General features: G+C 48.9%; 21 protein-coding genes and 2 pseudogenes. 5 read left to right on the forward strand and 18 right to left on the reverse strand.

Going from position 1 to position 26,081, the window contains the following annotated elements; all coding sequences use genetic code 11:
* Positions 1 to 106: 106 nt before the first annotated feature.
* The 9 genes and pseudogenes from rbsB to NSQ22_RS17175 form a co-directional block, all read right to left on the reverse strand.
* Positions 107 to 1,038, reverse strand: a pseudogene (gene rbsB / locus NSQ22_RS17135) (ribose ABC transporter substrate-binding protein RbsB).
* Positions 1,039 to 1,068: 30 nt separating this feature from the next.
* Positions 1,069 to 2,012: pseudogene (gene rbsC, locus NSQ22_RS17140) on the reverse strand (ribose ABC transporter permease).
* Positions 2,012 to 3,502, reverse strand: coding sequence for a sugar ABC transporter ATP-binding protein (locus NSQ22_RS17145; RefSeq protein WP_011888299.1), 1,491 nt, complete (start codon positions 3,500 to 3,502; stop codon positions 2,012 to 2,014). The pseudogene rbsC and the gene NSQ22_RS17145 overlap by 1 nt, the downstream one beginning before the upstream one ends.
* 33 nt (positions 3,503 to 3,535) lie before the next feature.
* Positions 3,536 to 3,934, reverse strand: coding sequence for a D-ribose pyranase (gene rbsD, locus NSQ22_RS17150; protein ID WP_008881319.1), 399 nt, complete (start codon positions 3,932 to 3,934; stop codon positions 3,536 to 3,538).
* A complete protein-coding gene (gene rbsK, locus NSQ22_RS17155) occupies positions 3,931 to 4,827 on the reverse strand; it encodes a ribokinase (protein ID WP_081157305.1) in 897 nt (298 codons plus the stop codon). The genes rbsD and rbsK overlap by 4 nt, the downstream gene beginning before the upstream one ends.
* Entirely contained in the window at positions 4,824 to 5,813 is a 990-nt protein-coding gene (locus tag NSQ22_RS17160) for a LacI family DNA-binding transcriptional regulator (RefSeq protein WP_008881321.1), read from the reverse strand. Before NSQ22_RS17160 ends, rbsK begins: the two co-directional genes overlap by 4 nt.
* A 285-nt stretch (positions 5,814 to 6,098) precedes the next feature.
* Positions 6,099 to 6,209, reverse strand: a complete 111-nt coding sequence (locus NSQ22_RS17165) for a putative holin-like toxin (protein WP_236620390.1) — start codon at positions 6,207 to 6,209, stop codon at positions 6,099 to 6,101.
* Positions 6,210 to 6,556: 347 nt separating this feature from the next.
* Positions 6,557 to 7,009 carry a VanZ family protein gene (locus tag NSQ22_RS17170; protein ID WP_029761411.1) on the reverse strand — a complete coding sequence of 151 codons (453 nt, stop codon included), beginning with the start codon at positions 7,007 to 7,009 and terminating at the stop codon, positions 6,557 to 6,559.
* A 29-nt stretch (positions 7,010 to 7,038) separates the two neighbouring features.
* Positions 7,039 to 7,341, reverse strand: coding sequence for a TIGR04104 family putative zinc finger protein (locus NSQ22_RS17175; RefSeq protein WP_008881324.1), 303 nt, complete (start codon positions 7,339 to 7,341; stop codon positions 7,039 to 7,041).
* 389 nt (positions 7,342 to 7,730) lie between these two features.
* Between NSQ22_RS17175 and NSQ22_RS17180 the strand changes: the two genes are divergently transcribed.
* The 4 genes from NSQ22_RS17180 (at position 7,731) to NSQ22_RS17195 (ending at position 11,434) form a co-directional block, all read left to right on the forward strand.
* Positions 7,731 to 8,075, forward strand: a complete 345-nt coding sequence (locus tag NSQ22_RS17180; RefSeq protein ID WP_008881326.1) for a DUF3870 domain-containing protein — start codon at positions 7,731 to 7,733, stop codon at positions 8,073 to 8,075.
* A 79-nt stretch (positions 8,076 to 8,154) separates the two neighbouring features.
* Positions 8,155 to 9,318: a DUF819 family protein gene (locus NSQ22_RS17185; protein WP_008881327.1), complete on the forward strand. Its 1,164-nt coding sequence runs from the start codon at positions 8,155 to 8,157 to the stop codon at positions 9,316 to 9,318.
* 22 nt (positions 9,319 to 9,340) lie between these two features.
* Positions 9,341 to 10,408 (forward strand): dipeptide epimerase, encoded by a 1,068-nt coding sequence (locus tag NSQ22_RS17190; RefSeq protein WP_011888302.1) that lies wholly within the window; start codon positions 9,341 to 9,343, stop codon positions 10,406 to 10,408.
* 18 nt (positions 10,409 to 10,426) lie between these two features.
* Positions 10,427 to 11,434 (forward strand): C40 family peptidase, encoded by a 1,008-nt coding sequence (locus NSQ22_RS17195; protein WP_008881329.1) that lies wholly within the window; start codon positions 10,427 to 10,429, stop codon positions 11,432 to 11,434.
* Positions 11,435 to 11,602: 168 nt separating this feature from the next.
* Here the strand turns inward: NSQ22_RS17195 and NSQ22_RS17200 are convergent, their stop codons facing one another.
* From NSQ22_RS17200 to NSQ22_RS17235, 8 genes are all read right to left on the reverse strand, one after another.
* On the reverse strand, positions 11,603 to 13,075 hold the full coding sequence (locus NSQ22_RS17200; protein WP_008881330.1) for a sodium:solute symporter: 1,473 nt from the start codon (positions 13,073 to 13,075) through the stop codon (positions 11,603 to 11,605).
* On the reverse strand, positions 13,072 to 13,272 hold the full coding sequence (locus NSQ22_RS17205; protein ID WP_008881331.1) for a DUF3311 domain-containing protein: 201 nt from the start codon (positions 13,270 to 13,272) through the stop codon (positions 13,072 to 13,074). The genes NSQ22_RS17200 and NSQ22_RS17205 overlap by 4 nt, the downstream gene beginning before the upstream one ends.
* A gap of 43 nt (positions 13,273 to 13,315) precedes the next feature.
* Positions 13,316 to 14,500: a M20 family metallopeptidase gene (locus tag NSQ22_RS17210; RefSeq protein WP_008881332.1), complete on the reverse strand. Its 1,185-nt coding sequence runs from the start codon at positions 14,498 to 14,500 to the stop codon at positions 13,316 to 13,318.
* Between the two features lie 175 nt (positions 14,501 to 14,675).
* The gene (locus NSQ22_RS17215; protein WP_011888303.1) at positions 14,676 to 15,905 is read right to left on the reverse strand and encodes a hydantoinase/carbamoylase family amidase; all 1,230 of its coding nucleotides are present in this window, start codon (positions 15,903 to 15,905) and stop codon (positions 14,676 to 14,678) included.
* Between the two features lie 245 nt (positions 15,906 to 16,150).
* Positions 16,151 to 17,458 carry a transcriptional regulator gene (locus tag NSQ22_RS17220; protein ID WP_008881334.1) on the reverse strand — a complete coding sequence of 436 codons (1,308 nt, stop codon included), beginning with the start codon at positions 17,456 to 17,458 and terminating at the stop codon, positions 16,151 to 16,153.
* A 469-nt stretch (positions 17,459 to 17,927) separates the two neighbouring features.
* Entirely contained in the window at positions 17,928 to 19,238 is a 1,311-nt protein-coding gene (gene brnQ / locus NSQ22_RS17225; RefSeq protein ID WP_011888304.1) for a branched-chain amino acid transport system II carrier protein, read from the reverse strand.
* A gap of 669 nt (positions 19,239 to 19,907) precedes the next feature.
* Positions 19,908 to 21,257, reverse strand: coding sequence for an N-acetylmuramoyl-L-alanine amidase (locus NSQ22_RS17230; RefSeq protein ID WP_087960275.1), 1,350 nt, complete (start codon positions 21,255 to 21,257; stop codon positions 19,908 to 19,910).
* A gap of 394 nt (positions 21,258 to 21,651) precedes the next feature.
* A complete protein-coding gene (locus NSQ22_RS17235; protein WP_081157301.1) occupies positions 21,652 to 23,772 on the reverse strand; it encodes an SEC-C metal-binding domain-containing protein in 2,121 nt (706 codons plus the stop codon).
* A 125-nt stretch (positions 23,773 to 23,897) separates the two neighbouring features.
* On the opposite strand from NSQ22_RS17235, the gene NSQ22_RS17240 reads away from it, so the two are divergent.
* Complete coding sequence (locus NSQ22_RS17240) at positions 23,898 to 24,614, forward strand: plasmid pRiA4b ORF-3 family protein (protein ID WP_081157300.1); 717 nt, start codon at positions 23,898 to 23,900, stop codon at positions 24,612 to 24,614.
* 65 nt (positions 24,615 to 24,679) lie between these two features.
* Here NSQ22_RS17240 and NSQ22_RS17245 read toward each other — a convergent pair whose 3' ends face one another.
* The gene (locus NSQ22_RS17245) at positions 24,680 to 25,951 is read right to left on the reverse strand and encodes a hypothetical protein (protein ID WP_339263927.1); all 1,272 of its coding nucleotides are present in this window, start codon (positions 25,949 to 25,951) and stop codon (positions 24,680 to 24,682) included.
* Positions 25,952 to 26,081: the final 130 nt, after the last annotated feature.

Raw genomic sequence — 26,081 nt, forward strand, 5'->3', positions numbered from 1 at the left:
CTCTCCGGTGAAACAACAGATATAGTGATTCGTCCGGCACGTATATGCAAAATGAAGAGGGTGTCTCGTTGCTTTGGAGACACCCTCTTTATGTTTCCAACCGTTATTATTTTTGAACCAACTCCAGCGAAATCGGGATAAATTCGTCCACTTTCTCTTCTTTGTGAACACTGATTGCTACTTTTACCGCCTTTTCACCAATTAATGCTGGTTTTTGGGCGATGGTCGCCGCCATTTTGCCTTCTTTTACCGCTTTGACCGCATCATCAGTAGCATCGAATCCGACTACAAGAACATCGTCCATTCCGCGCGCTTGCAACGCCTCTAAAGCTCCTAAGGCCATTTCATCATTATGCGCAAAAACCGCTTGAATGTCTTTATGGCTTTGCAAAATGTTTTCCATAACCGACAAGCCTTTAGCCCGGTCAAAATCGGCTGCTTGTTTTGCCACTACTTTTATATTAGTTGCTTTGTCAATCACTTTGTGGAATCCTTCTCCGCGTTCACGGGCTGCGGACGAACCAGGAATCCCTTCTAGTTCTACAACATTCCCTCCATTTTTCAAGTGTTCAACAAGAAACTGTGCCGCCATTTCTCCGCCAGCCACGTTGTCTGAAGCAATGTGAGCAACTACTTCCCCACCACTTGCACTGCGATCCACTGTAATCACTGGAATGTTGGCGTTATTAGCTGACTCAATGGCTGAAACTACTGCACTGGAATCTGTTGGGTTTACAAGCAGTATGTCGACATTTTGTTGGATTAAGTCCTCAATGTCGTTAATTTGTTTCGCCGAGTCATTTTGGGCATCGACGACAATTAGCTCAGCCTCTTCGTCTTTTGCAGCTTTTTCAGCTCCTCTTTTAATGTGACAAAGAATGGATTATTGAGCGTTGAAATCGATAAACCGATCTTTACTTCTCCATCTTCTTGCGTTTTCTCTTTGTTGTCCGCGGCATTGTTTTGATCCAGTGAACATCCAGCCAATACGGCTCCTGCAAATAACACAGCGGTAAACAAACGAAATGCCTTTTTCATTTTGACTTCCCCCTTCATTTGGTTTATAGATCAAGCTTCTTTGCGGCGATCTAACAACACCGCAAGAAGAATGACCGCCCCTTTTATCACTTGTTGATAGAACGATGACACGTTCAACAAATTTAATCCATTATTCAACACACCAATAATGAGTGCGCCGACTAGTGTACCGAAAATCCATCCTTTTCCCCCAGATAAACTTGTACCTCCTAAGACAACAGCGGCAATTGCATCCAATTCATACGCTGTCCCCGCTGTCGGCTGTGCCGAATTCAGACGGGATGTTAAAATGAGACCAGCTAAAGCTGATAACGTTCCAGTTAACGCATACACGTAGATTTTGAGCCGATCGACACGCAAACCCGATAACCGACTCGCTTCCTCATTCCCACCAATCGCATACGTATGACGGCCAAATGTCGTCTTTTTCAATACGACATACAAAACGATATAAACAACAAGCATCAATACAATCGGTACAGGAACACCAAAGAAATAACCACGTCCCATCATCTGAAACATGATATCATCGGACGCAAATCCTGTAATCGGACGACCATCCGTATAGACGAGTGTTAACCCGCGAAAAGCGGTCATCGTTGCTAATGTCGCAATAAACGGTGCAACCCTCCCTTTCGTAATGATGATTCCATTTAGCACCCCCATTACCGTACCTGATAATAAGCCGATTAAAATGGCCAAAAACCCATCGACACCTTGAGCCATTAAACCTGCCGTAATAGCGCTTGACAGCGCTAACACAGAACCGACTGATAAATCGATGCCGCCTGTTAAAATGACAAAGGTCATACCAAAAGCGATCAATGCATTAATCGACACTTGGCGCAACAGGTTCAGCCAATTATTCATCGTTAAAAATCTTCACTTAGTATGGACAATACGATGCATAATAATGCTAAACCAATAAGGGGCCCAAGCTTTTTTACATCCCACTTTCGCTTCGCTTCCATCATCAATTCCCCCCTGTCGCTGCACGCATGACGGTTTCCTGATCCAACTCATTGTTCTCTAAGATGGCTTGAACTCTTCCTTCGTGGATCACCATGACACGATCACTCATTCCTAGTACTTCAGGAAGCTCGGAAGAAACCATAATGATTGCAACACCTTGCGCAGCTAGTTCATTAATCATTTCGTATATTTCTTTCTTCGCGCCCACATCGACGCCACGTGTTGGCTCATCCAAAATAAGAATCTGAGGATTCATTGCTAACCATTTTCCGAATACAACTTTTTGCTGATTTCCTCCGCTTAATGCTTTCACCGCTAAATCAGGTGAAGAAGTTTTGATATTCAACCGCTGAATAAAGGACGACACAATATCTCGTTCTTTGGATGACTGAATGAATCCCGCTGTCGCCAATTGTTCCGACTTTGGCAAGGTTAGATTCTCATGAACGCTCATATTCAAGATGAGTCCTTTTTGTTTTCGATCTTCGGTAATCATTGCAATGCCATGTTCCACCGCTTGGCGTGGAGAACGGATGTGCACGGGGCGTCCGTCAATATATATATTTCCTTCATCGAATGGTCTAGCACCAAAAATTGCTTCCATTATTTCCGTTCGTCCCGATCCCATCAGCCCCGCCACACCAAGCACCTCACCAGCTCGCACAGAAAACGATACGCCCTCAAATACTCCCTTTTTCGTCAGCTGTTCAACACGCAATCGTTCTTTCCCGATCGTGACACTCCTTTTTGGAAAGCGTTCCCCAATTTGTCGTCCAACCATCATTTGAACAATTTCATCAAAATTCGTTTCTTCAATCCGCTTCGTCCCAATGAACTGGCCATCACGAAGAACAGAAATCCGGTCGCAGATGGTAAAAATCTCTTCCATCCGATGAGAAATGTACACAATCGCAATGCCTTGCTCTTTCAATGTACGAATGATGGAAAATAAGGCCTGGATTTCCCGCTCCGTGAGTGCTGCTGTCGGTTCGTCCATAATGAGGCACTTGGCATTCGTCGAAATCGCCCTAGCAATCTCGATCATCTGCTGTTTCCCGACCGATAATTGGCCGGTGAGTTCTCTCGGGTGAAGATCCATTCCTAATCGTCGCAAATAGGAGGCCGCCTGTTTTTCCATTTCTTTATGACGGATGATCCCCGTCCTCCCAATTTTGGGCTCACGCCCAAGAAAAATGTTTTCTGCCACCGTCAATGTCGGAATAACGTTCAACTCTTGATGAATGACAACAATTCCATCCTGCTCTGCCTCTTTCGGATGGCGGTAATGCACTTCGCGCCCATTGACAACAATCGTTCCTCCATCCCGCTCGTAAATGCCCGTCAACACTTTGATGAGCGTTGATTTTCCGGCTCCATTCTCACCCATTAACGCGTGCACTTCACCAGGAAGCACTTCAAAATCAACGCCGTTGAGAACGGTATGGGAACCAAATGATTTTTGAATTGACCGCATGTCAATCAAGGGCTTCATCGATTCTGCCCTCCTTTTCTTTCAGACATTTTCCTATGAAAAGTTCACACCAGAACGAAGAATGATATTGGCATAAGGAGTTGCCTCCCCTGTACGAATCACTGCTTTCGCCTGTTTTGTCATTTCCTTAAATTCTTCATGTCGAACAAATTGAATAGGCACATCACTCATTCTTGCTTTGATGCTTTCATACACGTCTGGATTTTGGGTTTTGATTTCCTCAGCTAGTACAATCTCTTCGACTACCAACTCATTAATTACCGCATCCAAAACAGATAAAAAGGGTGGAAATCCTTTGACAAGTGCTAAGTCAATACGAGCCTCTTCGTTTGGAATCGGCAGCCCACAATCGGCAATCACGATCGTATCGGTATGCCCTAGCGAAGCAAGCAATGTGTTCAATTCTTTATTCAAGATCCCATTCTTTTTCATCCTTGATTCCCTTTCTGTTTAGCTAAAAATGATTCCACATCCTCTCGTGTCGGCATCCCAGCCTGTGCTCCGAGCTTGGTGACCGATAGCGCTGCGGCCGCGTTGGCAAACCGGCACGCTTCATCGAGCGGCTTCCCTTCCGCCAGCGCAACGGCGAGCGCGCCGTTAAACGTATCGCCCGCCCCAGTCGTATCGACAACCGGAACGCGGAAACTCGGGATGAGCTGTTCCTGTCCATCCTGCCAAATGCGCACCCCTTTGGCCCCTTCGGTGACGATCAGTTTATTGACAAACTTGCCCTCGTCTATCCCAGCAAACAGCAACGCGCGTTCATGTTCGTTTGGCGTTAGAAAATCGACCTGCTCGAGCACTGACGGCGACAGTGGCTGCGCTGGAGCCGGGTTAACAATGACACGCACACCATGGCGATGAGCCAACGAAACGGCCCGTTCGACAACCGGAATCGGAATTTCCAATTGCAATAGGCAAACATCGCTTTGGGCGATGATCGACTCGCACTTGTCAAGATCTTCTGGAGTCAAGGCATGGTTCGCCCCGGGCACGACGATAATGCGATTGTCTTGTTCAGAAATCGTGATCGAAGCAATGCCGGTATGTTCATGTGTAACCGGTTTCACATCCTGGATAGAAATGCCTTCGTTTCGCAATGAGCGAAGGAGCTCCTTTCCGAATGTATCCTCGCCAACAGCGCCAATCATCCGCACGTTAGCACCAAGGCGAGCGGCTGCCACCGCCTGATTCGCCCCCTTGCCGCCAGGAGTGGTGAGAAACTGTTTACCTAAAATCGTCTCCCCCTGATTCGGAAAGCGGGCAGCCACAGTTACTAAGTCCATATTGATACTGCCGATCACAGTAATGATAGGCTTGTTCACATTTGTTCCCTCCTTGACGTGGATTGCCGTACAATCAATTGAACCGGAAGTTGGTAATGAAGTTTTTCTAGTGGTTTTCCTTCGATTTGTTTGATTAAAATTCTTGCTGCGATTGCCCCCATATCGTAAATAGGCTGAGATACAGTTGAGAGCTCAGGGGTTGTCATTTCCGTCAGCGGGATGCCATCGTAACCAATAATCGCAATATCATCGGGAACCCGCAACCCACATTGTTGAACCGCTTTCAAAGCACCCACTGCCATCGCGTCATTGCCGGCAAAAATTCCGTCGATCTCCTGTTGGGCCAAAGCCGCCATCACTGCTTCTTTTGCCTGCTTGAGCTGGTAGTTCCCCTGAATCACCAACCGCTGCTCCCAAATCCCTAACTCCATCATTTCATCTTGATAACCACGAAAACGTTCAACGGCGTTCACCACATACATAGGCCCTTGAATATGGGCGATGCGTCGACACCCCATATCATATAAATGTCTAGTCGCTAAACGAGCCCCTCGATAGTTATCAACAACCACGGACGGATACTTCTCATTGAATGGACGATCTAGCACAACAATGGGAACATCCCATTCATCCACTTCATCCGGCGTCAATTGATTAGTTGTCAAAATGACACCGTCCACATATTTTTGCTTTAACACCTCGATGTATTCCCGTTCTTTTTCGGCTTTCTCATCGGAATTGCATAGAATAACCGTATAGTCATAAATATTCATCACATCTTCTACAGCGCGAACAAGTTCCGGGAAAAATGGGTTCGTAATATCAGGGACAATCAGCCCAACCGTTTTTGAGGTTTTTTTAAACAACGCCCTCGCCACTTCACTCGGCTTATAGTTCAGCTCCTTCATCGCCCGTCTGACGCGTTTCTCCGTTTCCTCATTCACGTACCCATTTTGATTTAACACGCGTGACACGGTGGCGACAGAGACGCCTGCACGCTTTGCTACATCACGAATCGTTGCCATTGTTAATTCCTTCTTTTCACTTTATGTAACCGGTTACACAAAGTATACATGATTTTGACTAAGCCATCAAGCATTTTCTCATCCCGAGAATACTTTTGAACATACGCGTCAGTCATATTGTGATTTTGCGCACGTATGGTTATAATAAAGGTGGAAAACATACGATAAAAGCAGGACATTGGCAGCCACCAATGTCCTGATCGACACGCACGGCTACTGCAAGAAGTGCAGTGGCCCAGAAGCAAGCAGGAGTAACCCACCCTTACCTAGGCCGAGCAGGGTGGGTTACTTCTCTTTTGACACCACAATGACTGCCACGACAAGCGACGCAAAGGAAATCATTAGCGACAACGCCTCCGCAACAGTCATCAATCCAGCAGCACCCCCTTTCATCAAGGGAGTGGCCACTGCCCACCCTGCGTAAACCGTGCATATGTATTATACCACGTCCGCTCTTAGCAACAAATATGTATTGGGAAATTCAGGACGTTTTTCCATAATACAAAAAACCCCTTGCCTGACGCAAGGAGTTTTCTTTGCTATTCTTTTTCCCATCGTTCACTCGCTTCATCCGCCCGTTTGGCGGCCACCATCATGCTCATGATGACAAGCATCACGAATGAACCAACAAACATTCCAGCAACAAACGCGGCCATGGGCATCTCTCCCTTTTCTCCGAAACTGGTTATTTATCATTCTTTCCTTTTTCGTCTCGGCCTATACATGGGGAGAGTTTGTTATAATCATATGCCGCGATGGAGCGAACGATGCCTTGCTTTCAGCCAACGGCGACAAACAAAGACAATCACCAACGCAATCAGCGCCCCGCACGAGTCGATCACGACATCTTTCGGCGTCGCCGTCCGCCCAGGTTCAAACGATTGATGCCATTCATCCGTCGCCGCATAAGCGGTCGCAAACAGCCAAGCACCGATATACGACGCCCGCCTCGGGAACAGCGCTCGCCAGACCAACACAGCCAAAATGCCGAATTCGGTCAAATGCGCCGCTTTACGAATAAGGAAGTTCAAGAAAGAAGGACCTTCCTCCTCCCCACCGCCAAACGGCAAATACGAGAGAATCACTTGCAGAACTTGAGCGGTATTCGCTCCAGTGAACCACGAAGACTCGCTAAACGTGTAAATGACTAGACACCAAAGGATGACGGGAAGCCAGCGGGAGAGAAGATCCTTGATTTTTTCACGTGTTGAATCTTTCTGCATGGTTACCAAAGCGGTTCCTCCTGATTAGATAACTCGATAAAAAATGGTTGTATCATCAATGATAAGAGCGTACCCATTACCATCAGGGCAATCGCTGTCAATAGTGAAACGTTAAACGAAAGACTGAGAAAAAGGATGAGCGGTGACACAAGATTGAATACTCCATTCCTTCTTCTCGATCTAGCACTATAATATTGCTTATTTTGACAGTATGGACACATCAGCTTCGTTCCCAACGTAAACATCCTACAAAAGGTTTGCCGCCATGTCCATTGTTTCTTACAATGTTGACAAATAGGCATCATTGCACGCTCCTCTCATCATTTGATGAACGGGTTTCATCGATGGATTTCCTTTTATCTTCTTAGGTTCACGAAACGAAGTATTCCAATAAAAAACATGTTTTCAACATGCTATCTATAATACCATCTTAATCATAATGAAAAAGAATCTCCACTCCCGTGGCAACCGTTAATAGGCGTCAATCTAGTCACCGCTATAACCTTCTATTCCCGATGTCTTCCGTCATCATATGACGATAAGCAGATAAAAACAAAAAATAAAAATAATATTGACTATTTTATCCCCTTTTGTAAAAATAATTATAAAAGGCAAATGCGTATTGTGAGCACGTGTATGAATGTTTTTCATAACTCCCTCTCACAATGCCCGTATTTGCTTCGGAGGATCTGTTATGTTTGGCGATCATACCATTTATATCATTGGTGAAGCCAAAGCCCCTTCCAACAATCCAATCACTCAACAGTACAAACTATTCTTCATCGGACTTGTGGTGGATAGAGAAACAGGCAAAATTGTTGACGCGGACTGCACAACCACCATTGATTTAACGAGAGCCTTTATCCGAAGTCTATTCGTAGGTCAATCCATCTTGGATATCGAAGGGGTTTCTCAACAAATCCAAACACGCTATTTTGGCTCATCACAAAAAGCATTGACGGTTGCGTTTAAAAACGCAAGTTTAAAATACCAATCGATTCTTTCAGCTGCTTCATCTGTCTCGTCAAAACGCAGATGAAACCCAGCGAATAGAGGCGTCTCTTACTCTATTTGCTGGGTTTTTTCTTTTTACAAAACCAAAAAGGAGGAGAAGCTTTATGATTCAAGATGGAATCGTTTACTTAAGCGTCTTGCTAGCCTTTGCAGCTCTCGTTGCACTAGCAGAGCAAAAATCACGATCCAAGCTGTTTAAGGCAGTTCCCGGCATTATCTTTATTTATATTGGCGGGGCACTAATGCAAACGATGGGAGTTTTCGGGACATCCGAATCGATCGATCAAACCTATAGCACCGTTCGGAGTGTACTTCTTCCCGCCATGCTGATTCTCATGTTGCTTCACTGCGATCTGCGCAAAATTATTAAGATGGGGCCAAAGATTCTTTTAACCTTTTTCGCCGCTTCACTCACCATTATTTTAGGTTTTACTATCACCTATGTATTGTTTAAAGGCTTGTATGCAGAAGGAACATGGAAAGCGTTTGCCGCGCTGAGCGGAAGCTGGACAGGTGGCTCCGCCAATATGGTTGCTTTACAAAGCATCTTGTCCGTTCCCGAAAATATTTTTGGCTATGCACTCATTATGGACACGGTGAACTACTCGATATGGGTTATGTTTATGTTTTGGCTTGTACCATTTGCTGACCGTTTCAACCGTTGGACGAAGGCCAATACAGTCACCATTCCAGCCGTAAACGATCAAATCGCTGCGGCGAATGAAAATCGCTCTGCAAGCATAGGCTTTACAGAGTTGATGATGATTATCGGGTTCAGCCTCCTCTTATCAACGATTTGTACCAAAATCGGTAATACATTACCTGAAATTGGAGCCGTTTTCAATGCATCCACTTGGGCTGTAGTCATCGCCTCCATCATCGGAATGGTTCTGGCCATGACTAAAGTAGCTGATATTCCGGGAACCAACGAGGTATCCAAAGTGATGCTGTACACGATTATTGCCTTAATTGCATCACAAGCTGACTTTTCTCAACTCTTTCAGGCGCCGATTTACATCGTCTCTGGATTTATGATTTTGCTGATTCACGCCGTTCTCATGCTCGTTCTAGCCAAATTGTTCAAACTTGATTTGTTTACAATGGGAGTTGCTTCTTTAGCCAATATCGGAGGAGTTGCATCCGCTCCTATTTTGGCAGGGGCTTACCATCAGTCTCTGATTCCAGTTGGCATTCTCATGGCGTTGCTTGGCAATTTGCTTGGCACCTATTACGGACTGCTTACCGCCCATATTTTATCATCATTGTGATGCGCGAAAGGATGTTTGATTCATGAAAATAAAGCAGATCAACGTCACTACCCAATCCATTCCACTCGTGAAGCCATTTAAAACAGCCTTGCGAACAGTTACGCAAATTGAAAGCATCCTAGTCAAAGTCACCCTTGACAATGGGATTGAAGGATATGGAGCTACAGTTCCGACAGAAGCCATCACAGGGGAAACAAAACAAAGCATCATAGGAGTCTTGCAATATAGACTCATTCCGGTCGTCATCGGCCGCGATATTGAAATGATCGCGAAAAACACAAAAGATGTGCAAACATGTTGTGTCGGCAATACAAGTGCCAAAGCAGCACTAGACATGGCCATGCACGATGCACTTGGCAAACACTTAGGAATCCCCCTTTATCAATGGTTCGGTGGAAAAACTCATGATCATGTAAACGATATGACCATCAGTGTCAATCCAACAGAGCAGATGATTCGCGATGCAGAAATAGCAATCAACCACGGATTCTCCGTTCTAAAAATCAAAGTGGGGAAAGAGGCTAAAAAAGATATAGAACGAATCAAGCGGATTTACGAAGCGATTGGACCGAACGTAGTGCTGCGCATTGATGCCAATCAAGGATGGACGGCAAAAGAAGCTGTTCGTATTATTCGTCAATTGGAACAAAGCAACCTCCCAATCGAGTTTATCGAACAACCTGTTCCGAAATATGATATTGAAGGATTGCGCTTTATTCGCGAACGAGTCAACATCCCCATTATGGCAGACGAGAGCGTGTTTTCTGCTCACGATGCTCTCACACTCATTCGCTGCCAAGCAGTGGATTTGATCAATATTAAGCTGATGAAAACCGGAGGATTACGAGAAGCGTATACTATCGCCAGCCTTGCGGAATCAGCGGGCATACAATGCATGATTGGAAGCATGATGGAACCGACACTTTCCGTATTAGCGGCAGCCCATTTAGCAGCGGCTCACCCCAACATTACAAGAGTCGACTTAGATGCGCCACTATGGCTCGATGACAGCAACCAGTTCCCGTTCTTTCAAGGAAGCGAAATTCATCTTCCGAACTCTCCTGGGATTGGTATCTCCTATCCATCTTAATTTAAAGGAGGAAATGCTATGAATCTATGGAGAAGGATGATCACCGGTGTACTTTGCTTAATCTTCCTCTTTTCCCTTTTTACCCCTGTACACGCTAAAGCGGATGATAGCGAAACCGCCTATGTAGATGTAGCGGTTGCCACTCTTTGGGTTGAACCGGGAATAACCCGAAGCATTGATTCTCCATCCCTGTCCAACCCGGTTGATCTATGGACATGGACGAAAAGTATGTCCTATGAAGAAAAACTGTGGCTAGTCGGGAACCTTGAAACCCAAGCGCTATATGGCACCAAAGTAACGATATTGGAAAAACAAGGAGATTGGGTAAAAGTAGCCGTTCACGGCCAACCGACCCCTCGCCATTCGCTTGGCTACCCAGGTTGGATGCCGATTCACCAACTGACAAAAGGAACAGCGTTTTCCCAATTTCAGTCTAAGCCGTTTGCCCAAATCATCAAACCAACCGCTTGGCTTTACCATGATCCAAACAGCCGCAAACGGTTCATGGAAATCAGTTTTGCAACTCGTCTTCCAGTCATATCTACTACTAAGCACGCTGTAAAAGTGATGACACCTAGCGACGGAGCAAAATGGTTGAAACGGGAAGACGTCCAAATTTTCCGGACTGAAGCAGACATCCCGACCCCTACTGGAGAAGATGTCGTTCGTACCGCCAAACAATTTTTAGGATTGCCATACTTATGGGCGGGGACGTCCGGGTTCGGGTTTGACTGTTCGGGATTTACCCATACCATTTATAAAGCCCACGGTATTACCATTCCACGCGACTCATCAGTGCAGGCGCAGTTTGGCCTCCCAGTTTCAGAAAAGGATTTACAACCGGGGGATCTCCTCTTCTTCGCCTATGATCAAGGCAAAGGAAGAGTACATCATGTAGGGATGTATATTGGTAATGGAAAAATGATTCACTCTCCAAACTCTAGCAGTACGGTTCGTATCGATGACTACCGTGCTCCGGGATATGGCGAGGAATTCGCAGGCGCTAGACGATACATTCAACGTTAATCTTTTCAGAGAATAGGCTGCTACAAATTCCTTTTCAGACTGTTGGATGACAAAAACAAAGAAAACCGTTCTTTTTCGGTTGCGACAACGTAACCAAAAAAGAACGGTTTTTTCCTTATAACCTGAATGTGTCTCTCCAACCAATGACGGACAACCAATCCTTCTTCCTTACACCACCCGTTTTTCGGCATCAGCACGAACCGAACGAAACGGAATCAAGCTGACTGTGATGGTCACCGCAGTGTTGACGATCAACGCGACAATGCCGACGTTTAAATCTTGTACGACTTGCGGCAGTGATGGAAACAAAGTACCGACGCTGCTATCGGATAACGTAATGTACGCGACCGTAGCGACACCAGCTAAAATGCCAGCAAACGCTCCTTGCTTCGTGACAAAATTTTGCTTCTGCAAGCTTAAGACAAATGCGGGGAACAATTGCGTCACAAGGCTGTATCCCATAAGAAGCAACGCCACGATCGTATCACCGCCCCGGAACGTAAAGTACAATGAAACAAGAGCGATGACCGGGACGAGATATTTCGCCAACTTGGCGACTTGCTCGTCCGTTGCGGATGGCACAAACACTTGATACACATTTTTCACAAGTAACGTCGATGCGCTCATCAAAATCATCGACCCTGGCACCATCGCGGTGAGCAGCCCAGCGGCGCCAATGACCCCAACAACCCACGGGTCAAACGTTTGAATGGACAATTTTAATAATGCCAAGTCTGCATCCGAACCTTCAAGCCCTGGCACTTGCAAAATAGCCGTGAAGCCAACAAAAAAGACAAATAACAACACTAACTGATAAATCGGCAAAATAATGGCATTTTTCCGAAAGACGTTGGCACTTTTTGCCGAATAAATCGAGCCAAACGTATGAGGCCACATGTAAAAACCAAGCGCTGTCAACAACACGGTTGAAATGAACCATGAAGCGCTCATCCCTTTGTCCGGCAACGCTAAAAATCCGGGTTTCGCCTGCTCAACGGCCTCAAACATCGGTTGAATTCCGCCGTAATAGTGGAACGGAAGATAGATCCCTAAAAAGACGGCGACGACTAAAATCATGATATCTTTCACAACTGCCGTCCATGCTGAACCGTGAATGCCTGAAATCATTACGTAAATCGTGACCGCCAACACACCGATCCAAATCGCAGCAGTCGGGGAAATCGTGCCGTAGGAAGCTTCGGAAACGATGATACCCAGCCCTTTCAGTTGCAGCACTAAATACGGAATGAGCGCCACAACCCCTACCAGCGCTACGAGAACACCGAGCATCGGGCTGTCGTACTTGCGAGCGAAGAAATCTGATTGGGACATCAACCGATGCTCTTTCGCGTACTTCCATACTTTCGGCAGCATCCAATACGATAACACATAAGCTAGGCAGCCGTAAGCGATGATGTAAAACGTTGGCCCGCCTTTGCCATACGCCCAACCACTTCCACCAAGGAATGTAAATGTCGTATAAATCTCACCAGCCATCAAGAGAAACACAAAGATCGTACCAAACCCGCGGCCGCCGACCGTCCATTGCTCCAAGTTCATGTCTTTCCCCCTGCGCGCCTGCAGCCCCAGATAAAGAGAAAACAACAAGAAAGCAAAAATAATGATTAACGCCGCGTTCATGCTTGCTCATCCTCCTTCACCGCGGGATCAAAGCGATAAACAATCGCCATAATGACCGAAGTCACGATTACCCAAGCAACCAGCCAAAATAGCAGAAACGGCATTCCTAATACGTAAGGCTCCACCCGGTTCACAAATGGGATGCCACCAAGCATACCAAGAAACGGCAACACCATCAGCCAACGAATCGATTTCATCCTCTCCCCCCTCCCCTCATTGGATGAACGAAGGCGAAAACGGTTATTCCGCTTCCGCCAATAATTTCAACGTTGCACCGACAAACAATTGCACACCGATTTCGAGCGCATCTTCGTCAATCGTAAAGCGCGGATGGTGATGCGGATACACAATTCCCTTTTCTTCGTTTCTAGCGCCGACGTAGAAGAAGCTGCCTGGCGCTTTTTGCAAGAAGGCGGAGAAATCTTCGCCACCCATGTTCGGTTTCAAGCGGGCGACAGCTTCCTCCCCAAACAGTTCACGCGCTGTGTCTTCAATGACGCGCGTCACTTCATCGTAGTTCACAACCGGGCGATAGCCGTAGTTAAATTCGAACTCGTACGAGGCGCCATGCGCTTCGGTAATGCCTTTCACAATGCGCTCCATCCATTGCGGCACCGTGTGACGCAACGTGTCATCAAACGTGCGCACCGTCCCTTGGATTTCGACCTCTCCAGGCAGGACGTTATGCGCCGTGCCGGCGACAAATTGCGTCACGGACAAAACGAGCGGCTCGACCGGGTCAACGTAGCGCGAGACGATATGTTGCAAATTCGTCACGACTTGCGCCCCGATCGCGATAGCATCGATCGTTTGGTGCGGCATGGCTCCATGGCCACCCTTGCCGATAATGCGAATGAAAAAGCGGTCCGGCGCGGCCATCATCGGTCCGTACACAATGCCGACTTTTCCAAGATCAAGCGGCGACCAAAGGTGAGTGCCGATGACGACATCGACCCCGTCCATGACGCCAGCTTGCACCATCTCTTCCGCTCCTCCTGGGAACAGCTCTTCCGCGTGTTGGAACAAAAAGCGAATCTCACCACGGATCGTATCGCGCAACTGGGAAAAAATTTTCGCCGCGCCAAGAAGCATCGCCGTATGGCCGTCATGACCGCACGCATGCATGACGCCAGGGTTTTTTGAGGCAAACTCAAACGTATTTTCCTCTTGAATCGGCAGCGCGTCCATATCAGCGCGAATGGCGACGACCCGTCCCGGCTGCTTGCCGACAAGCCGCGCCATCACGCTTGTTTTCGTCGGCCTTGAAAGCTCAAGATGACCGAACGATTGCAGCGTCTCGTAGACAAACTGCGCGGTTTTCTCTTCTTGGAACGACAATTCAGGATGAGCATGTAGATGGCGGCGCCAGGCAATGACGTCCGCTTTCACTTCATCAACGAGTCGTTTAATTTCTTCCCTTGTCATCCAAGTTCTCCCCCTGTTCTTTTTTGTTCCTGTCGCCCTTGACGTCGCTTTTGTCCCTTTGGCGGACGTTGATCAAGGTCAACTTCAACTCTAGGCATGTCATACGATGCTCAATGAAATGGCTCGTATGAGAGGTTCGTTAAACGTTTGACGCACCCTTCGTTTGTCTTTTTCGTTATTGTCCCTGAGCCAGCTGCCATACAGTATGATAAAGAACAGCCGCCCCTGCCACGCAATCATCTTTTGTGCTCCATTCTGCAGGGCTATGGCTCACCCCGTCTTGAGAGCGGACAAAAATCATTCCGATTGGACAGAGAGGAGCGAGCTGCACCCCGTCATGGGCTGCGCCGCTTGGCAGCCAAAACGGCGGATAACCGAGCTGCTTGCACGCTACTTCCGCGGCATGCTTCACCTCGTCGGAACATAACACCGGCGGCATGTCTTGCAGCCATTCAGTCGTGACGCGAACGTTCCGTTCCTTCGCGATCACTTGTGCCCGCGCAGCCACCGTCTGCCACACTTGATCGCGCACCTCAGTCTGCAAGTCACGCAAGTCCAACACAAATTCGACCCGTTCCGGGATAATATTAATGCCGCCTGGAAACACGTGAAGCTGTCCGACCGTTCCGACCGTTGTCCCGGTTCGTCGCGCCTCTTCCTCAATTACTGCGATGATTTGAGCGGCCGCGGCCATCGGGTCGCGACGCAACGACATCGGTGTCGCGCCGGCATGCTCCGCCTTTCCTTCGACGGTGAATTTGACCCAGACAAGCCCGGCGATGCCGGTGACGATGCCAACAGGAAGTCCTGCCTCCTCAAGTACCCGTCCTTGTTCAATATGTAATTCAACATACGCTTTGACCGTCCCAGGTTTTCGTGCCGCTTCATGCAAGCGGTGCGGATCAAGCCCCGCCTGCCTCATCGCCTCGGCGATGGAAATTCCATTCGCATCACAGTAATTGAGCGCTTCTGACGGCAACGTCCCAGCCATGGCGCGACTGCCGATCATGCCGAAACGAAAGCGGGCTCCTTCTTCGTCCGTAAACGCCACAACTTCAATCGGGTGATGTGTCTTCACTCCTTGCTCGTTCATCGCCTGAACGACCTCGATGCCTGCCAACACCCCGAGCGGACCGTCAAAACACCCACCGTTGTAAACCGAATCGACATGTGAGCCAATGAGCACCACCGGAGCCTCCGGATTCGTGCCTTCTTTCCGCCCGATCAAGTTGCCCGCTGCGTCTTCGTACACGGACAGACCTGCTTCGCGCATATAAGCGGCAACCAAGTCTTTCGCTCGCCGTTCCTCCGTGGTGAATGAGAGTCGTGTAATACCGCCGCCTGGCTGCTTCCCAACTTCCCCTAGTTCCATGAGTCGTCGCCAAAGACGTTCCCCCTGAACCAATTTACTCCCCACTTTCTCCTTCAGGAGATTTACGGATGAATTTCGGTTATGTCCTTAATTATAACGCATTAAACGAAATTTTCAAATATTACAAATCATAATGAATAGAATAAATATTATCTCAGCGAGCCCCTAGTTTTCTCTACTAGCGAGCGGCCCATTTCACCTTGACGACCGCACCTTTTTAGCCAAAACGATAAAAATCGGCTTCCACAAACAGCAGAAGCCGATTCACCATCTGATGATTATAAAAAAATGCGATACACTTTCCGCGGGCGTCCACGGGGATACGGACTGGTTTCCCCGATCGCCTCGGCAAGGCCAGCAGCCTCTAATTCTTTTAAAATCCGGCGGGCACTGCGCGGCAAAATTCCCATGTAGACAGCCAACTCATGTGCCTCAATCTCGTTCTTTCCTCGCTTGCGCAAAACAGCCTGAAGCTTGCCAAGCGTCGCAGCGCTTAAACTCGTGCGGCTGGCCAGTTGCCGCAGCTCCTCATCGCCGAGCGAGTAACGAATTCGCTCCCCCTTTCCTAACGGACCTGCAATCGTCCCATCATCAAAGGCAACCATCCAAGCTCCTCTTCCGCAGTGTTTCGCATGCAAAAATGCCTTTCCCGCTTGGATTTCCGCCTCGTACGCTGTTCGCCCGATGCCGATGCCGCACGCCACGATTTCGTCATAAAGGTGTGCCATCTCCTCCTCAGAAGGAATCGTTTTATAGCTGGCGGTCATCTCTTTTAACGCACCTCTTGTTGTAAAAATGACGTAGCGACCCGGTCCGGCGCATTTGAGCGATCCTTGTACTTTTTTCGTATACTGCAACAGTTTTTCTGTCGCCTTCAGTTCCATTTTATAAATCTCATCCGTTGAAAATGCCTCCGGGGATGTAATCATCATCGAATCCACTTCGATCATCTGCACGGCGACTTGTGCATCTTGTACATGGAGCATTTCCCCTGTGCGAATGATCGTTTGCACGACCGCTTCAACAGCTGAACGAGCGGGTAGCACCCGATACACTGGCATCCCCATTTTTTCCATTTCCAGATGAGCGGTTCGTAGGCAAGTGACGGCGGCTTTCGTTTTCCCTTGCCTCCATAAGTCGTAATGATAACTAGCAAGCTCTTGAGCGGAAATGCCTCCTTCGTAATGCTTGATATGCGGAACCGGCTCTTTAATGTCGGCTTCCTCAAGCAGTCGCTCCACTTCGCCGCGCTCATATGTATCAAAGCTTAGCTGAGAGATCGGAATTTGGTTGGTATAATACGCCTGCAGCAACGTACGATATAAGCTCGCCCCGGTATGCGGCACGTAAAACAGCGGCACCTCGATCTCACCGGACTGCTTGGCGATTGAATATGGCACTTGTCCGGAAAACAGCCACATATCGACCTCAGAGGCAAGCGGACGAATCAAGTCGAGAATTTCACTTTCGTTCCAATAAACGACTGGAAGGCAAACGAATTCTTTATATTCCTCCACCACCGATTGAATAATCGGTAACGAGTCGTCTGCTCCTAATATACCTAACCGAATGCGAATGACGCACACCTCCCCGCCCGAGGGCTAACAACGTCCTCATCTGCATGTCTTGCTTCCCCGAAACTCCTCTGATTGCCCGTTCGGGAACATCAACCTACGTCAAAGCCGTTGCTGTAGGCGCTTGAGCGAACATCCCACAGCATTTCAATACCGCTCTACCCTAACATTGGGCACATGTCTTTTATCAGTCAAACAAATCGCGGTCACAAGACCAACATCTCCCGTTCCCGCAATCGCCATCTTCACGGTTTCTCACACCTTTATCCATCCATTGCGGCGATAACGGCTTGTCCCTATTATATCGAATCACCCGCGGATATTCACAGGTTTCACCGAACTGCTTGAGTAACAGCGAAAAAAGAGGATGCCTCAAAAGCAACGAGGCACCCTTTTAATACCATATATACACACCAAACACCTTTATTATTCTATCATTTTTTGTTTAACTAGAGAGCGGAGGGTCTGTTAAGTCAGTCCCTTACGCAGCATGTTTCCGTCTCGTTGCGGACGGCCGGTCCATGATAAAGCCGAGCACAGCACCGATCAATGCTGGTACGATCCAACCGAGCCCGACCGAAAACAGCGGCGCCCACGAGAGGAGCGGTTCTAACCATGCCGTTTCCAACCCGATCGCTTTTAAACCGTCGTACAAGCTAAACACGCCGGTAAAGAGCAACGCAACACCATACACTTTCGTCGAACCGCGGTAAAAGCGGCGGAAAAACGATAAAGCAACCAACACGATCGCCAATGGATATATCATCGTCAACACTGGAACAGAAACGGCGATCAGCGCATTTAACCCTATGTTCGACATCAAAAAGCTAAATACAGTCAACACAGCGACATACGTCCGGTACGAAATCGTCGGTGTAAGCTCCTGAAAATATTGCGCACAAGCGGCAACAAGGCCAACCGCCGTCGTCAAGCAAGCAAGAGCTACGATCACACCCAATAGCAACTTCCCGCCGTTGCCAAACAGCAGCGATGACACGTATGACAACAGCTCCGCTCCGTTGGCAAATGAGCCGGCATCGGCCATTCTTGCACCAATGATAGCAATGCCAGTATAAACGAGCGCGAGTCCTAATCCGGCGATCATCCCGGCTTGAATCGTCGCCTTTGCCTGCGACGCCGGCTGGTTAACTCCGCGGTCACGAAGCGCGTGGATGACGACGATGCCAAAAGCAAGGGCAGCGATCGTATCCATCGTTAAATACCCTTCCAGTACCCCTTTCGCAAACGGCGCAGAGGCGTACTTCTCCGCCGGCACCGCATGCGGGTTATCAAGCCGGATCAAACCGGTAATGCAAAGCACAGCAATCGAAAGCAGCAAGAGCGGCGTTAATAGTTGGCCGATTCGATCGACAAGCTTCGATGGGTTTAAACTAAGCCAGTACACAAGGGCGAAAAAGATACCAGTAAACAACCACATCGCGAAAGAAGCGCTTTCAGAAAAAAACGGCTTGACCCCAATTTCATAGGCAACGCTGGCCGCGCGCGGAATGCCGAAAAACGGACCAATTGCCAAATACACAGCGAGCGAAAAGCAAAGGCTGAACACCGGATGGACCGCGTTGCCGAGCGAACGGACACCGTCTTTGGCGAACGCCACCGCCGCGACCGACAACAGCGGCAACCCAACACCGGTAACGATAAATCCAAGAATTGCTGGCCATACCGCCGTTCCTGCTTCCATTCCTAAATATGGAGGAAAAATCAAGTTCCCCGCGCCAAAAAAGAGAGAAAATAGCATCAATCCTGTAAACAGCACATCTCTCGTTTTCATCATATCCCTCATTTCTATGTTAGCAAAATGAATTGAATATTCTGATATATCACAAAACAAACGCGCCACTTAGGATTATAATGAAATATTACTATCCTAATACGTTTTAAATATTATACTTTTTTTACTATTTTGTCAAGCCCCTGTTCTGGCTATTTCGTCCCAGCAGCCATCGAGCAAAGGCATGATCAGTCTTCAAAAGCCAACGAACTTCTGTGATTGGCTAACAATCTCCCTAAACAAGAAGGGGCATAGGTATATTTTACCTATAGAGACAATCTCTTGATGAAAGGAAGCTAGATTGACAAAAAAGTTACCCTCATAGAAACATGGAAGATGAACTAGTATGGATGGAAGAGAAGACAAAGATTGTTTGCTCGTTGCCAATCAATATCATGTCCAAACCAACACTTTAGAAAAACAAAATGAAGGACAAATAGGGATGTTGGTTGTCATTAGGCAAGTACATATCAATGTCTCAAAACTTCCCCCTCATGGTATGTGCAATAAGTGACAGGAATTACTCTTCCCCCGTGTGCTCATGCCGAGAAATGAAGGCTTTCTCGATTTGAAATGGTAAAAAAGCGCCCCGAAAAATCGGGACGCTTTTTGTCGTGCGGCCTGTATGCCGCAGATCCGTTGCCCATTTTGGGCAAAATGACCGGTTTGTTATTGAAAATAATGGCGCACGGCGTTCACGATAGCCGTCGTCACTGTTTCTTGATAGCTGTCTGTCGCCACAACCTCGGCATCCGACCGATTGCTTAAATAGCCAAGCTCAAGCAGCACAGACGGTCGTTCATTTTCCCGCAGTACGTAATAGTTGCCAAAGGCGAGGCCGCGAAATGGCAAAGCAGAGAGCTTTGAGAACGGCCCTTGGAACGATTGCGCCAACCCGTAGTCGGCGAACCGATCGTAATAGTAGGCGGTGATGCCAGAAGCATCTTCATCCTCCGCGCTGTCGTAATGTAAACTAATAAACGCATCCGCCTGGTACAAACGGGCGGTGGCCACGCGTGCCGACAGCGGCACGTAATCATCATTGACACGTGTCAACACCACGCGCGCTCCGTATGTTTCGAGCTTTTCTTTCAACCGCTCGGCCGTTTCCATTGTCAATGTTTTTTCCGTTACGCCATTGACGCTTTCCGCTCCCCCGTCTTTGCCGCCATGGCCGGCGTCAAGCACGATCGTTTTTCCGGCAAGCACTTGAACAGGTGTGCGCGTCCATTTTTTTACATATTGACGCGGCCCATTTCCCTGAATGGTGACAAGGTCAACAGCAGCAGGCGAAGCCGATTCAGCCACTGCCTCTTCCTGATTCCCGACGGCCTGTCCATTTTTCATTTCGATGTACTCCGCCGCCACCCAACCACCTAGCCCGGAACGGGTAACGATCTTATACCAATCTCGCTTTGTTTCGACAATCTCAACGCGCTCACCGTGCAAAAGCCGTCCGATCCGCTCCGCATCCAATGACGGCGCAACCCGCACGTTCAGTGAATCAGCCGTCACGACTCCTGTCTGCCGTGAACCAGTTGGAGATTCGGCATCTGCCAAATACGATGCCGCCACCCAACCAACAGCCTTTTTCGTGACGATTTGTTTCCATTCTCCCTTTTCTTTGATGACAATGACTTGATCCCCCTGTGCCAGATGGCCAATAATACGCCCATCTAGCCCCGGCTCTTGCCGAAGACGAAGCCGATCTTCTTGCACGATTTCCATTTCGCGCACAGGAGCGGCATACGATGCGGCAATCCATCCGATTTTATTCTTCTTCCATTCTATTTTCAACCAGCCGTCTTTTATATCGATCAACCGATACGTTTCACCACGGTGAACGTTCGCCAACGGACGGTACGGCACACCCGGCCCTTGGCGGACGTTCACCCGATCAACCGTCACGACAGCCAATCGTTCCTTCTTCTTATTTTCCCCTTTCACCTCTGCCGGCCAGGCAGCTGTAACCAAACAACACAAACAAACCAATATGGCGAACCATCTTCTTGGCCTCATGCACCTTCCCTCCTAGATGTCTCTCGTTCTACTATATGGTTCGCACGTAAGAGTCGATTTCCTGTCTGTCGGTCGGGAAAACCGCTCGACAGAACGAGCGCCAGCACGACGATAAACCGACAACGGATGCCCTATTTCCACACAATGTTCCCTAGCACGACAGCTGCCAAATGAAAAAGATACGAGCGTTGCCGAGTAACGGCGAAAACATTCTTTGCGTTCTCTCAGTGTCCCCCGCTCAGCACGGCTGATCCGTCCTTCCATCACTCCAAACGATAGAAAAATAACCATGAACAAGTTTTGCACTCCACCCAAGTGTGAAAATAGCACCCCAAGGCATACACATTTTCACAGAAAAAGAGGATGCCCCACAACGGGACATCCTCCCACATCTTTACACCTTAGCCAATGGCTGATCAAACTGAACGAACGATTCTAGATAAGGAGCGGCCTGTGGCGGGTACACACGCTGAACAGAAGCCAGCTCTCCGTCTTTGTTGAAGGTGGCTTTTACGTACATACCAGGCTCTACATACGATGTAGCCGACGGAGTCAGACGCCAGTGAAGCTGCTCACCCGTCTCCAACCAGTCGAGTATGGCTTCTTCCTGGTCGACGTTCACCACTCGGAATGTCCCCGTCCGGTGCTCCCCTTTGTTTTCCATCATCTGTTCTGAAGCAGTATCTGCCATCACCACCGCTGAGTCAGACCGGTGATACAACCGGAGAAGACGGACGGCCTTCAACAACGGCTCGCTCAATTCCGCAACAAGTTGGCGCACGACCGGAGCATGGTTTGTCTGATAGCGGCCATCAAGCCATTTCGCGAACGCCTGAACGGCGCTTAATACTTGTTTCGCTTGATTGATGCTTATGTCAGGAGAAAACATGACGTAGTGAAATGCCAAACATTGCTGCCAATGGCGCGCTTCTAGCGCATCCCACGATGACAGCGGCGTCGTCTGCAAGTAATGGCCGACCGCCGTCACACCGAGGCGGTATTTCGCTTTCGTCGCCTCTGATTTTCCTTCCGTTTTTTCTTGGTAAAAACGGACGAGGTCGGCGCCGAAAAAGCGCATTTTCCATTCCGCCGGCATGGCAAAATATCCGCCCTCATCGAGCCGTTGCAATACTTGAACAGACGTTGTCCGCTTGATCTTAGGCGTCACAAATGGCGAGAGCGGCAAACCGTAGCGGGAACGGATGCTGTTCGTATCGACCATCACCGGACTGCCTTCTTGGCGGAGAAGTTCGAATGCATGGTGCTCATATGCGCGCAGCCATTGCTCCACTGTTTCCTGCTCGCCGCTCATGGCCAATTCGTGAACGGACCGTCCCCCCCATTCTTCATGCGGCACATGCAGCGTCTGCTCTAACATCACCGCACTGTTGGCCACGAGCGCCATATATGACGGCTCACCCGGCGGCAACTCGACATGGTAGGACAGCAGCTTCACCCCTTTGGGAACAAGGTGCGTCTTTACAGAGCGCGACACCACGTTGGCCCGCATCCCCATAGCTTTAAGCGCCTCTGTCAGCACTCGTTCGGCGTCCGCATCAAAGGTGGAGAGCGTCATCGTCCGCCCCTGCCCCTCTACAAAGCCGGCTAGTTCGTTCAGATAAATCGGGCTGGAGGCAAGATCATCGTGATATTCATACGTCACACCGCGCAGTGAACCTTTGACGGCTTCGTCCGTTTCCTCATCCACGATCACGATTCCATGTCGTTCCAGCTGACGGAGGGCGTTGCGCGCATCAGGCATGTCGTAGACGACCGTCCATTGTTCAACTGCTTCCGTCCCGCGCTCCTGTAATGAAGAAGCACTGTGACACGCGTCGACAATATCAAGAAAACGGGAAAATGCCAACTCTTCGTACGGCATGTTCGTCTCTTGAAGGAGAGAACGCATTCGTTCCTCGGCCTTCTTCACTCCGTCCGGCCCAACGATGGAGGCAGCCCCTTGGATATAATGACCGCCGTCAAACGGCTCGAGAAACGCAAACATACCGCCCCAAGGCACTACATCCGGCATCGTCTCGCTAAATGGCAGAAACAACGTTTCCCCCGTCAATCGGTCGACCGCTGTCCCCCCGTCTTCACCGCGGTCCACAAACTGAACGAGACGCGGAACAAGCCGAACCCACCGGTCAAGCATGTTTTGCAATTCCGAAGATAAACGGCGTCCTTTCTCGCGCCAAAACCATTCAACGCCGCGCATCCCGTTTGGGAAACGGTGAACGAACAAGTACCAAAGCGTTTCAAGCGGCTCAAGCATCTCACTGTGTTTCATTTCCCGAACGGCCTGACGGAACGCGTGCTTTATCGCCCGTTGTTCGGCGTAGGAGAGCGCCTCCTCTAAGAAACGGTGCACTTGTTGCGACAGCTCATACTTCTGTTCAAAAAACCGATGTTGCCGCGCCCTTTTCGCCTCTTCCTCCATCGCTTTGTTCATGCAGCATTTTTTATACTTTTTCCCGCTCCCGCACGGACACGGGTCGTTTCGGCCGACCGACATACGGCTCCCTCCTTGAATCAATTTCGTTTTCTAATTTCTATCACCATTATTATTATTTTGATTCTTTCAGAAACAGGTTAAACTATAAGTATACAAAAACAATCCTAAAAAAGGAGACGATATTCATGGAAGAGAAAAGACTCATCGACTTGATCGACGAATTGATGACGAAGCTTAATTCAACGAAAACTTCCCATCCGCACGGTCGATGGACGGAAACACCAAAAAGCAAAAGCACGACATCAAAGAAACCGCGTCGCTCCAAAACCGCCTATCAGTTAAAAATATCCTTAAACGGCATCCGTCCGCCGATTTGGCGGCGCGTCCTTGTTCCCGGACATGCAACATTTCACGATCTTCATCTCATCATCCAAGAAGCAATGGGTTGGGAACAAGCTCATTTATACGAGTTCGATCTCAGAAACGCGCTTGTAAGCATCCCGGACGATTGGGACTCGTTCCACTTTGGAAAAGAGCGGTTGGACGCCCGCCGCATTCAATTGCAGCAATGGCTGACGGAAGAAAAACAAAAGTTTCTGTACATTTACGATTTTGGCGACTACTGGCGCCATACCATCACCGTCGAAAAGATTGAAACACTCCCCAAACCGCTGGAACGCGCCACTTGCCTGAAAGGGAAACGGGCATGCCCTCCCGAGGATTGCGGCGGCGTCTATGGTTATTTGGAGCTGCTCGAATCAGCAGCAAACCAAGACTCCCTTACGGATCCGGAACTGCTTGAACGACTTGACTGGATGTATGACATGAAAGGCGAAGATTTTGATCCCGATGCGTTTAACATCGAGGAGGTGAACAAGCGGTTATCCTACATCCATCTGTAGCAAAGGGGGAGAAGGCGTCCAAAACAACGGCTGGGCACCTTCTCCCATGGATGCGCTGTATGTTCTTAACAAAACCCCCGCCCCGCAAATGTTTGCCAGACGAGCTCCTCGAGTTCTTCACGCAGTTCGGCTTCGTCGACTCCCTCAAGCAAACCGTCCTTTTTCCATGTTCGGATCGCTTTGTCGATCAAGCGATGGACTTGATCGGTGTCCCAACCTTCGTCGTCAAACAGTTCTTCGACTTCGTCAAGCCATTCGTCAATCGCGGCATCCAACTCATCGCCGTCTATCATGCCTTCTTCGAAATCCCACTCATCATCAAGCCATTCCTCATCGTCATCATCCCACTCGCCATCCTCATCGCGATCCAGCATCTCGACCGCGAACAAGATAAATTCCATGGAAGTTGATTCGACTTCCTCGGCCGCCACTCCGTAGCGTGCAGCCGCTTCCTCTGCATCCATGAACTCCTCTTCCGCCATCTGACCGGCAACATGGCGAAGCGCGGCTGCATACACGACCGGGTCATCGATGGCCGGTTCATCTTGTTCGCAATACATGCGCCAAAAGAACGCCGCATGGCTAAGCACCCGGGACGATGTCTTTTCTTCTCTCCGCTTCAGCTCGTGAAGAACCGCTTCTTCGTCAGGATCGTTCCACTCCAATTCAGCCGACAGCTGCCATAGCCATTCGTGAAGAGCCAGATCGAGCGCTTCTGGAAACGATGTTCGCCAAAACGCGTCTGCCGCTTTCCCCCTTCGTTTTCTCTCCGCCTCAATCGCATGGGCGAGCCGTGTTCTTCCGTTCTTTGGAAACGGCAGAGCGGCTATAAAGTACGTAAACTCTTCCCCATATGGAAGGAGGAAGCCAAGCAAAACGTCCCCTTCTTCAGCCGGCGGAACGGGCTCGGACGTTAAAAAACGGACGCGTTTTTCTTCCCCGCTCACAAGATCGCGCACCATGAGACGCCGCTCTTCGTCGAAACGGACGATCTCACCAAACGACGGAATTCCCTCCGTCCATCGCTCCAAATGCGCTTGCACCGCCGGCCGCCAACGGTTGCGGCGCCGGTCTTGCATGTACGCCGAAAAGATTGTTGTCCCCTTCTCATCCACCGGCCGGCAAAAAACAGCCCAATCCGTCAACAATAAATGAGCGCCCGCCTCTAACTCTTCCGGAAACCATTGAAACGAGCATTCCGCCATCGTTTCCACCAACACGTCCTCGTATCGCTCCGACGCAAACAAGACCACATCCTGCATGCATTCGACCAGCTCGCGCTCAATAATAGATGCAATCGATACCGCCTCTTGCTTTCCACAACAATGCTTGTACATTTTCCCACTGCCGCATGGACAAAGATTGTTTCGCGATGCCTTCGCCATATAGCTACCTACTTTCTTTGTATCATAGTCATTGAACGTTCTCCCCCTCTACGCTAACGCTCGGGCCAGCTAAACACCTTGG

It is taken from the genome of Geobacillus sp. FSL K6-3411 (genome assembly GCF_037965715.1).
Lineage (GTDB): Bacteria > Bacillota > Bacilli > Bacillales > Anoxybacillaceae > Geobacillus > Geobacillus thermodenitrificans.